This window comes from Pseudomonas sp. ACN8, from assembly GCF_002303925.1.
Taxonomy (GTDB): domain Bacteria; phylum Pseudomonadota; class Gammaproteobacteria; order Pseudomonadales; family Pseudomonadaceae; genus Aquipseudomonas.
The window spans coordinates 36,673-46,038 of sequence record NZ_MRCS01000050.1 but is presented as its reverse complement, the minus strand read 5'-3'; the positions used below and the strand labels follow the sequence as shown (position 1 = coordinate 46,038).

The window sequence follows — 9,366 nt, the reverse complement described above, 5'->3', positions numbered from 1 at the left end:
ATCGCGAGCAAGCTCGCTCCCACAGGGTACAGCGGTGTTACAACTAGCGAACGCTGCTGGTGAAACTGCTGGCGCCCGGCAATTCCAGAACGATCTCGTCACCGACATTCAGCGGACCAACGCCCACCGGCGTGCCGGTGAGGATCACGTCCCCGGCCTGTAACGAGAAGCAGCCGGCCATGTGCTGGATCATTGGCACGATCGGGTTGAGCATTGCGCTGCTGTTGCCGTCCTGGCGCACTTCACCGTTGATGGTCAGGCGGATGCCGATGTCGGTCAGGTCGGCAAAGGTGCTGCCGGACACGAACGGAGCCAGCACTGCCGCACCATCGAAGGACTTGGCGATTTCCCAGGGCAAGCCCTTGGATTTCAGTTCGGCCTGCTTGTCGCGCAGGGTCAGGTCCAGGGCAGGAGCGAAACCGGAGATGGCGTCGAGCACTTCTTCACGGCTCGGCTTGGTCGACAATGGCTTGCCGATCAATACCGCGATTTCCGCTTCGTAATGCACCGAACCGCGGTCGGTCGGAATGCTGAAACCGCCTTCCAGCGGCACCACGCAACTGCCCGGCTTGATGAACAGCAGTGGCTCGGTCGGCACCGGGTTATCCAGTTCCTTGGCGTGTTCGGCGTAGTTACGGCCGATGCACACCACTTTCCCCAGCGGGAAGTGAATGCGCGTACCGTCGACATACTGGTGCTGATAGCTCATTACCGACTCCTGCTTCTTTGGCTCTTAAAGTTCGAAAATCAAACAGCGAAAATCTTGCCCGGGTTCATGATGCCGTTCGGGTCGAACACCGCCTTGACCGCTTTCATGTACTCGATCTCGACCGGCGAGCGGCTGTAGGTCAGATAGTCACGCTTGGTCATGCCCACGCCGTGCTCGGCAGAGATCGAACCGTTGTACTTCTCGACGGTTTCGAACACCCACTTGTTGACGGTGGCGCACTTGGCGAAGAACTCATCCTTGCTCAGGTCATCCGGCTTGAGGATGTTCAAGTGCAGGTTGCCGTCGCCGATGTGGCCGAACCAGACAATTTCGAAGTCCGGGTAGTGTTCGCCGACGATCGCGTCGATTTCCTTCAGGAATGCCGGAACTTTCGATACGGTGACCGAGATGTCGTTCTTGTACGGCGTCCAGTGGGAAATGGTTTCGGAGATGTATTCGCGCAGCTTCCACAGGTTCTGCAGTTGGGTTTCGCTCTGGCTCATCACGCCGTCCAGCACCCAGCCTTGCTCGACGCAGTGCTCGAAGGTTTCCAGGGCGTGGTTGGCCACTTCTTCGGTGGTCGCTTCGAATTCCAGCAGCGCGTAGAACGGGCAATCGGTTTCGAATGGCGCTGGCACATCGCCACGAGCCATGACTTTGGCCAGGGCTTTGTCGGAGAAGAATTCGAAGGCGGTCAGGTCAAGCTTGCTCTGGAAAGCGTGCAGCACCGGCATGATCGAGTCGAAATCGGTGGTGCCGAGAACCATCGCGGTGAGGTTTTTCGGCGCGCGGTCCAGGCGCATGGTCGCTTCGACCACAAACCCCAGGGTGCCTTCGGCGCCAATGAACAGCTGGCGCATGTCGTAGCCGGTAGCGTTCTTGATCAGGTCACGGTTCAGTTCCAGCACGTCACCCTTGCCGGTGACCACTTTCATGCCAGCGACCCAGTTACGGGTCATGCCATAGCGAATCACCTTGATCCCGCCGGCATTGGTGCCGATATTGCCACCAATCTGGCTCGAGCCGGACGATGCGAAGTCCACCGGGTAGTACAGGCCTTTTTCTTCAGCGACGTTCTGCAATTGCTTGGTGACCACGCCCGGCTGACAAACAGCGGTGCGGTCGGTGAGGTTCACGTCGAGGACCTGGTTCATATAGTCGAAGGACACGACCACTTCGCCACTGGCTGCCACCGCAGCGGCAGACAACCCGGTACGACCGCCGGACGGCACCAGCGCCACCTTGTGTTTGTTGGCCCACAGGACAATGGCCTGGACCTGCTCGGTAGTCTTGGGGAACACGATGGCAGTCGGGGCCGGGGCGAAATGCTTGGTCCAATCCTTTCCGTAAGCATTCAGGGAGTCGGCATCGGTCAGCACCTTGCCAGGCTCAACCAGGGTCTTCAGCTCTTCAATCAGGGCAGGATTGGTCATCGACAGAACTCTCGAACAATTCATGGTCATCCTGAGAACGCTTCACGTCGCAGGAATGAGTGTTTAGCGGGGTGCATATGCTAGCATAACGACCCCGCAGGATAGTGCCCAAGGGCTGTTCTGCGGTGACGGCTTTCCTGCCGTGCGGGTCAGCTCCGGGCTGCTCCCTTTCCTGCCATTTTTCTCCGGGATACAGGTTTACGCAGATGAGCAAGACTTCTCTCGATAAGAGCAAGATCAAGTTCCTTCTTCTCGAAGGCGTCCACCAATCGGCTGTCGACGTCCTCAAGGCGGCGGGCTACACCAGCATCGAGTACCTCACTGGTTCTCTGCCGGAAGCCCAGCTCAAGGAAAAGATCGCCGATGCTCACTTCATCGGCATTCGCTCCCGCACTCAACTGACCGAAGAGATCTTCGATCACGCGAAGAAGCTCGTGGCTGTAGGGTGTTTCTGCATCGGTACCAACCAGGTCGACCTGGACGCTGCCCGCGAACGCGGCATCGCGGTGTTCAACGCACCGTACTCCAACACCCGTTCCGTAGCGGAGCTGGTGCTGGCCGAAGCGATCCTGCTGCTGCGCGGCATCCCTGAGAAGAATGCTTCCTGCCACCGTGGCGGCTGGATCAAGAGCGCGGCCAACTCCTTCGAGATCCGCGGCAAGAAGCTGGGCATCGTCGGTTACGGCTCGATCGGTACTCAACTGTCGGTCCTGGCGGAAGGCCTGGGGATGCAGGTGTACTTCTACGACACCATCACCAAGCTGCCACTGGGTAACGCCACTCAGGTAGGCAACCTGCACGAACTGCTGGCGATGTCCGACATCGTTTCGCTGCACGTACCGGAAACCGCCGCCACCCAGTGGATGATGGGCGAGAAGGAAATCCGCGCCATCAAGAAAGGCGGCATCCTGATCAACGCCGCCCGTGGCACCGTGGTCGAACTGGACCACCTGGCGGACGCGATCAAGGACAAGCACCTGATCGGCGCGGCCATCGACGTATTCCCGGTGGAGCCACGCTCCAACGACGAAGAGTTCGAAAGCCCGCTGCGTGGCCTGGACAACGTGATCCTGACCCCGCACATCGGTGGCTCCACCGCTGAAGCCCAGGCCAACATCGGTCTGGAGGTGGCGGAAAAGCTGGTCAAGTACAGCGACAACGGTACTTCGGTATCGTCCGTGAACTTCCCGGAAGTGGCCCTGCCGGCTCACCCTGGCAAGCACCGACTGCTGCACATCCACGAAAACATTCCGGGCGTGCTCAGCGAGATCAACAAGGTCTTTGCCGAAAACGGCATCAACATCTCCGGTCAGTTCCTGCAGACCAACGAGAAAGTCGGCTACGTGGTAATCGACGTCGACGCCGAGTACTCGGACCTGGCGCAAGAGAAGCTGCAACACGTCAACGGCACCATCCGTAGCCGTGTGTTGTTCTGATCACGACCTGAGCGACAAAAAAGGGAGCCTTCGGGCTCCCTTTTTCATTCACGCAACAACGTTACTTGACGTTGACGGTGATCTTCTCGGAAACGATCGGTGGATCGAACGGCATGTGGTTGCTATCGCCCAGTTCAAGCTGCAAGGTGTGTTTGCCCGGGGTGAGCGTTATTTCAGCCTGGGTCTGCGCACCGCCGAAATGCAGGTGGTTGGCATCCTTGGGGATCGGCGCACCGGCGGCCGGCAGCTCATCGACGTCGATCAGCACGTGGTGATGACCGGTGTTCTTGGTGGTATCGCCCGCCGGTGCCAGGGCAATGTTCTCGACCGCGAACTTGACGACGACTGTCTGCGGAATCGTCGCACCGTCCTCGGGAGACACGATGGACACTTCGGCGCCTTTCGGAGCCGGGGTTGCAGCACTGGCCAGCACCGAAACACCCATCAACACGCCAGCCAAAGCAGCACGTGACATAAAGGTTTTCATTCTCTTCTCCAGTTTTTCCGTAAAATCCGCGTGACCATGACAACTTCATGGCCATTTGTTGTCGAAGGCACTCGACAACCATAGCAAAGCGAGCCTGAATCAGAGGGTCGCGATAATAAATTCAAAGGAGTGACCATGCGCTTTCTGCCTGGCCTGATCTGCCTGCTACCCCTTTTGAGCCCTTTGGCTCATGCCGAACTGATAGATGACGTCAACGACCGGGGCGAATTGCGCATTGCCGTTGAAGCCAACACTCCCCCATTCAATTTCAAGGATGACGACAGGCTCACCGGCTTCGAAGTCGAACTGGGCCAACTGCTGGCAAGTGAACTCGATGTCCGGGCCGACTTTGTCGTCACCGACGGCAGCGATCTGTTGACCGGCGTCGAAAGCGGCAAATACGACATCGCTATCAACCACATAGCAGTGACCCCGGATCTCAAGGATCGTTTCGACTTCAGCGAGCCTTACATTCAAACCCATGCGCAATTGATCGCGCAGAAAGAAGAGCCGCGCTCCATTTTGCTGGTGCAGTCGCTGACGCAAGAGAAGCCCAAATCCGACCCGGCCGTGAGCCTGGCGATTCCGTTTCAGAAAGGTAATCCGGCGTTCCATGCCAGCCTGGAAAACGCGCTGCAGCGGATCAAGGATGACGGGCGACTGCAAGCGTTGGAGCAGAAGTGGTTGGGGGCGGAAGCGGGTGTGGTACCCAAACCTTGAAGTTGTTGCAGGTCTGGAGTGAAAGCTGATCCTGTAGGAGCGAGCCTGCTCGCGATGGCGGCCTGACATTCAAACATCCATGTTTGCTGGACTGGCCTCATCGCGAGCAGGCTCGCTCCTACAGTGTCTTGTGTCGCTCGTTAATCGAGTGTTGCCAATGCCCGCGCCGCTTGCGGCAACTCCAGCTCACTGAACACCTGCACCCCGTGGCGCTTGAGTAGCGCCGCCGTCACGCCCTCGCCACTGACCTTCACGCCGCTGAACGTCCCGTCATAGGTCAGCAGATTGCCGCAGGACGGGCTGTTGGCCTTGAGGACGGCGATGCGGATGCCATACTTCTGCACCAACTCCAGTGCCTGATACGCCCCCGACAGAAACTGCGCACTGACGTCCTCGCCCTCGGTGGTGATCACCAACGCCTGGCCATCGAGGACTTGCGTGCCCTGCCCGCCTGGAATTTCCGCCGCCGCCCGAGGCGTTGGCAAACCGCCGGCCACTTCCGGGCACAACGGCACGACCCTGCCCTCGTCAAGCCACTGCTGAAGTTGATCGAACGGCCCGCTGGCCCCGCCGTCGTAACGAACCCGGTGGCCCAACAGGCAACGGCTGACGAGAATTTTCCGCATGATCAGAACGGCTCGTTGCCGCGCCGGCGGAACCAGCCGGTCAGCGACAGGCGATCCCGGGTCGCGGGCAGGACTTCGTGGGGAACCTCGCCGGAGAGAAACACCACCAGGCAGCCACCGATAGGTTGCACGTCCTGGACGCGATCATTGTCGAGGTACATGCGCAACTGGCCACCGTGTTCAGGAAGCCAGCCGTCATTGAGGTAAACCACTGCCGAAACCATGCGCCGGTCGTCATCGCGAAAGCGGTCGACGTGCTTCAGGTAGAAGGCTCCGGGCGGGTACATCGCAAAATGGCTTTCGAAATCCTCCAGGCCGAGAAACAGACCACGATTGATCGCCTCGCGAAGGCTGTTCATCAAACCCAGGTAGCTGTCGCACGCCTTGGCCTGGCCGGGGTCGATCCACTGGATATGGTCGCCACGAATCCCCTCGCGGATTTCCGAAAACGGTCCACGGCCCACGGCGGCCGGAGCCAGCTCACCCTCGGCGGCACGCTTGCGACACTCGGCCGCCAGCGCCCGGGTCAGATCCAGAGGCAGGAAAATATTCTGCTGCGACCAGCCGTGCTCGGCCAGGTCGTCGACAATTCGTAGCAGCAGCGGGTGATCAGAGGATATTTGCATGGCGCGCATAGTATTCCTGTGCCCGGAAATCCGACAGAGCCGCGCAGCGGGTTGATACGAATTCTCGACAAGCAGGGGTGCCGCACGGAGAATAGTCGCCTGCTGACAGGAGTCCCTATGCGCCGTTTGCTTTTATCACTGTTGATGTTCTGCGTTTTGCCCGCCTGGGCAGACGGCCACGACCAGTTGTACAAGGTCGCCGGCTGGCCGGAACAACGCGCGCATTTCAGCGACGCCCTCTCGGCCGCTCAGCAACGCTACCAGGGTAGCCTGCCACCGGCGGTGTTTCAGGCACTGGTCAATAACAGCAATCAGCGATTTTCCGCCCAGGCCGTGGACCAGCGCGCCGAAGCGCAATTGCGCAAGAACCTCGCCAACCCCAAACCCGCGCTGACGTTTTTCCAGTCACCCCTGGGCAAGAAAGTCGTCGCCGCCGAACTGCTGGCAACCCGTCGCGACCAACTGGCGAAAAACGCCAAGGGTCTGCCGAAGATGCAGGCCAGCGACAGCCGCCTGCTGATCATCGGCCACTTGGCACAAGCCCTGCCCGCTCGCGAGGCCGGCGCGGAAGTCAGCCTGGCGATTGCCGGCGTCGCCGCCGACAGTTTGAGTTCGATGATTCCGGGGTTGCTCGGTGCCGGTCAGGCCCAAGGCATGCTCAACGGCCAGCGCCAGCGCCTGATGGACCAGATCGGCAGCGACCTGAACAACACACTGTTGTATGTCTATCGCGATCTGTCGGACGACGAACTGGAAGAATTCGCGACCTTTGCCGAATCGGCGGAAGGGCAGGCTTATTATCAGGCGGCGTTGGCGGCAATCCGGGCGGGGTTGGCGGTGGGGCAGAGCAATTCGAATCTGACCCAGTGATCTTCGGCACCTGACAGATTGCTATCGTCGGAACGCCGCCCGGAGCAAGCTCGCGATGGGGCCGGAACTGGCGCTAAGGATTTCGGCCCTTGATCCGCCTGGTCAAAAACCCGAAATACTCCTCCCGCATCACCAGTGTTTCATTCGCCAGATGATGCCGCGCCTCGGGCAGCATCAGCACCTGCGGCCGATCAAACTTGCCCCGCAACACTTCCAGGTTGTGCTCCCAATCCACCGTCATGTCAGCCTGCCCCTGCACGATCAGCGGCCGGCGGGTACTCATGGGGGCGGCCTCGATACGTTTGATCCAGCGTGCCAATGCGCCCACCCAGGCTGTCGGCAGGCGCAGCGGCTGCAATGGATCGGCTTGCAGGAACGGCAGAAAGGCCGGGTCGTTGGAGTTCTCGCTGAAGCGCCGGGCAATGGCTTTGACGAAAGGCTTGAGCACGTAATAACTCAGCTGCGACCAACCCCACGCCCGCGGCCGCACCAGCGGCGACAGCAGAATCACCTGGCCTTGGGCCGGGCTGCTCGCCCCCGCATTCAACACATGATCGATCACGATCGCCCCGCCGGTGCTCTGCCCGCAGAGGTGCCACGGTTGCGGCAAATCAAGAGATTGCGCCTCGCCGAACAAGCCTTGCAATGCGTCCTGATACTCGGCGAAATCCTTGATGCTCGCCCGTTCGCCGCTGGACAAGCCATGCCCCGGCAAGTCGCAGGCGATCACCGCAAAGTCCTGGTCCAACGCCCATTCGATCACATGCCGGTAGAGCCCGGTGTGGTCGTAGAAACCGTGGATGACAAACAGCGTCGCCTTCGCCCGCTCGGGCCACCAGAACTGGCTGACCAGCTCATAACCATCGACCTCGAATCGCCCAAGGCCACTGCGCACCTGACGCGGCGCGAAATCCAGTCCGTAGAATCGCTGGTAAGCCTGCGCCTGCGCCGACAACGGCTGCCCGGCCGCCAATGGCAGCAGACTTGCACGTAGAAGATCGGGGTCGAAAGTGGCCGGCATTAAGGGGTTCCAGACAAAAGCGCGAGGCGCGGAGTAGGTTTTATCGTATGCAATCTATAGAACCGAGATACCAAACACGAGTTTAGTGAGTGCCGCGGCATCTATGGCGGACAGATCCAGACAGCGAGCACTGAAGTTTTCTCTCAGAGAGGCTTCCAGAAGACGTCAGCGGATGGCTCTGTACGTAAAGGGCTATTGGGTTTTGACCAGACTGTAAATATTTACGCGGGATACCGCCCCTCTGTGCATGTGACTGAATAGCTATTTTGTCCCTGTGGCAGCTCGATTGCTCTTTCTAAGGCACCGTTGTCGAGCGCTGAAGCTGAGCATTAGCCAGCCAATAAACTATTGTACACAGGAGTCAAACTCGATTGCGTCTATATCCTTTAACATCGGGCTTGCTGTGAGACCAATCACAACTATTTTTTCACCATTGTCACAATAGCCAAGACGTTTATAAAAGTGATAGCCCGAAATGGTGCTGTTCAGAACAACGCAGTGGAATCCTTTACCCTTTAACCACTGCTCCAAGGTTGTCATGATCGCCTTGCCGAGCCCCCTTCTGAAATACTCGGGGAGCACATAGCATAACGAGATCTCTCCGGTCGCAGTTGCCATGCCCACTCCAACCGGCTTCGAGCCCAGTGTAGCGACAACCAAATATAAGGAAGTGTCCTCTACCCATTTCAACACAGTCGCAACGCTCTTATTTTCCGTCCATGCGTTCACAACTTCATGTCGATCACCGTGATCAATTACACAACCTGATCGAATAGAGGTGCAAAGTATAAGACTGATAGCCTCGGCATCCTCTGTTGATGCCATGCGGACAACGATTCTACCATTCATTTATGCACCTATAATCAACTGGGTTTTGAAGACATAGGAAACCCGCAGACGATTGCAGATTCGACTCGGAGAGCCAACTTTATGCATTATAGAGCCCGGAAAGGAAACGATACGTCCCGGTTTGGCGCTCACTGCTTTTATTATATCGCCATCACCATTATAGAAAAGAAGTTCACCCCCCCAATTACTCTCCCATTCCGCATGAGCATAGAAAATTGTAGAGAAATAATTTTCGTCATCCAAGTTATCAGTATGGCAGTATCCTTCGGCCCCGTATGTATGCGCATTGGCATACACTCGAATTGGTTCATGGCCTACCAGAATGGTGTCAGCCAAAAAACTCCACAGCCTCGATATAGGTGAAATATCCGCGCGCGAGTTCAACTCATCTAAACAAGAAGTACAATTGGTTATGCCATGACCGGCAAAATGTGCGTGCCAGAAAAAATGTCTATCCACCTTGATATTTGAACGCCAACCATATTGCCATATCGGCCTAGCAGCGAATTCAAATAGCTCCTCCTTGCAGTGGGATTCTAGCAGATCATCGATAACTTTAATCGTTTCTATGCACGGATCTGACATATTC

At 58.1% G+C, this 9,366-nt stretch carries 11 protein-coding genes; 3 read left to right on the top strand and 8 right to left on the bottom strand.

Annotated features, from left to right (window positions below; genetic code table 11):
* Positions 1-43 precede the first annotated feature (43 nt).
* Together BSF44_RS23975 and BSF44_RS23970 are read right to left on the bottom strand one after the other, a co-directional pair.
* Complete coding sequence (locus BSF44_RS23975) at positions 44-709, bottom strand: fumarylacetoacetate hydrolase family protein (protein WP_095945605.1); 666 nt, start codon at positions 707-709, stop codon at positions 44-46.
* A 38-nt stretch (positions 710-747) separates the two neighbouring features.
* Positions 748-2,142: an FAD-binding oxidoreductase gene (locus BSF44_RS23970; protein WP_095945604.1), complete on the bottom strand. Its 1,395-nt coding sequence runs from the start codon at positions 2,140-2,142 to the stop codon at positions 748-750.
* A 206-nt stretch (positions 2,143-2,348) separates the two neighbouring features.
* On the opposite strand from BSF44_RS23970, the gene serA reads away from it, so the two are divergent.
* Positions 2,349-3,578 carry a phosphoglycerate dehydrogenase gene (gene serA / locus BSF44_RS23960; protein ID WP_095945603.1) on the top strand — a complete coding sequence of 410 codons (1,230 nt, stop codon included), beginning with the start codon at positions 2,349-2,351 and terminating at the stop codon, positions 3,576-3,578.
* 61 nt (positions 3,579-3,639) lie between these two features.
* Here the strand turns inward: serA and BSF44_RS23955 are convergent, their stop codons facing one another.
* On the bottom strand, positions 3,640-4,065 hold the full coding sequence (locus tag BSF44_RS23955; protein ID WP_095945602.1) for a DUF4399 domain-containing protein: 426 nt from the start codon (positions 4,063-4,065) through the stop codon (positions 3,640-3,642).
* A 135-nt stretch (positions 4,066-4,200) separates the two neighbouring features.
* Between BSF44_RS23955 and BSF44_RS23950 the strand changes: the two genes are divergently transcribed.
* On the top strand, positions 4,201-4,785 hold the full coding sequence (locus BSF44_RS23950) for a transporter substrate-binding domain-containing protein (RefSeq protein WP_095945601.1): 585 nt from the start codon (positions 4,201-4,203) through the stop codon (positions 4,783-4,785).
* A gap of 140 nt (positions 4,786-4,925) precedes the next feature.
* Here BSF44_RS23950 and BSF44_RS23945 read toward each other — a convergent pair whose 3' ends face one another.
* Both BSF44_RS23945 and BSF44_RS23940 read right to left on the bottom strand, forming a co-directional pair.
* Positions 4,926-5,411 (bottom strand): DUF523 domain-containing protein, encoded by a 486-nt coding sequence (locus BSF44_RS23945; RefSeq protein ID WP_095945600.1) that lies wholly within the window; start codon positions 5,409-5,411, stop codon positions 4,926-4,928.
* A gap of 2 nt (positions 5,412-5,413) precedes the next feature.
* On the bottom strand, positions 5,414-6,046 hold the full coding sequence (locus BSF44_RS23940) for a 2OG-Fe(II) oxygenase (RefSeq protein WP_095945599.1): 633 nt from the start codon (positions 6,044-6,046) through the stop codon (positions 5,414-5,416).
* Between the two features lie 108 nt (positions 6,047-6,154).
* On the opposite strand from BSF44_RS23940, the gene BSF44_RS23935 reads away from it, so the two are divergent.
* The gene (locus BSF44_RS23935) at positions 6,155-6,907 is read left to right on the top strand and encodes a DUF2059 domain-containing protein (protein WP_095945598.1); all 753 of its coding nucleotides are present in this window, start codon (positions 6,155-6,157) and stop codon (positions 6,905-6,907) included.
* A 73-nt stretch (positions 6,908-6,980) separates the two neighbouring features.
* Here BSF44_RS23935 and BSF44_RS23930 read toward each other — a convergent pair whose 3' ends face one another.
* The 3 genes from BSF44_RS23930 to BSF44_RS23920 form a co-directional block, all read right to left on the bottom strand.
* Entirely contained in the window at positions 6,981-7,928 is a 948-nt protein-coding gene (locus BSF44_RS23930; RefSeq protein WP_095945597.1) for an alpha/beta hydrolase, read from the bottom strand.
* A 345-nt stretch (positions 7,929-8,273) separates the two neighbouring features.
* Positions 8,274-8,777 carry a GNAT family N-acetyltransferase gene (locus BSF44_RS23925; RefSeq protein ID WP_095945596.1) on the bottom strand — a complete coding sequence of 168 codons (504 nt, stop codon included), beginning with the start codon at positions 8,775-8,777 and terminating at the stop codon, positions 8,274-8,276.
* Positions 8,778-9,362 (bottom strand): 2OG-Fe(II) oxygenase, encoded by a 585-nt coding sequence (locus tag BSF44_RS23920; protein ID WP_172435393.1) that lies wholly within the window; start codon positions 9,360-9,362, stop codon positions 8,778-8,780.
* Between the last annotated feature and the right edge of the window lie 4 nt (positions 9,363-9,366).